The following is a 554-nucleotide window of genomic DNA, read 5'->3' as shown; positions in this document are numbered from 1 at the left end:
GTATTAGCCGATTTATTGTTAAATACATTAATAATCAATGGGAAGTCAGTAATATTGCCTGCCCAGAATTAACTAACTTTACTCAACATGCTGACTACCCCTCAGATTTAAGGCAATTAAAACGTCAATTCCCGCCAATGGACCCGGCAATAAGTCATTCACTTATATTAAAAAAGCTCATAAGGAGTTTCGTCGAAATGCTGTGCGAATGTGAGCATGGGCAAAAAATAGAAAAGGTTGAAGTTACCTGTCATCAGATGTCTTTGATTATTGATAATACAATGAATTCGGTCTGCAATTCGCCAGAGGGCTTACATCAGGATGGATGTGACTATATTGTATCAGCATTAATTATTGATAAATACAATATTGACGGAGGAACGAGTAAACTCTACTGTACAGAAAGAGAAGAGTTTATTAAATCACAAACATTGAACTGTGGTGAAGGTTTGTTTCATATCGATAGAAATTCAACCATTTGGCACAAAGTGACCCCTATAAAATTAAAAGATCCATTAATAAAAACAGGTTACAGAAATATATTAGGCTTCGAT

Annotated in this window: 1 protein-coding gene; it reads left to right on the top strand. The window is 34.8% G+C overall.

The genetic code is table 11. The annotated features are described in order from the left end of the window. On the top strand, window positions 1-554 hold a 554-nt coding region (locus V2A85_RS24345; RefSeq protein WP_420072641.1), incomplete at both ends, for a 2OG-Fe dioxygenase family protein.

The sequence above is a fragment of the Yersinia sp. 1252 StPb PI genome (assembly GCF_048593885.1).
GTDB classification, from domain to species: domain Bacteria; phylum Pseudomonadota; class Gammaproteobacteria; order Enterobacterales; family Enterobacteriaceae; genus Yersinia; species Yersinia enterocolitica_E.
This window is presented reverse-complemented; position numbering and strand designations above follow the sequence as displayed.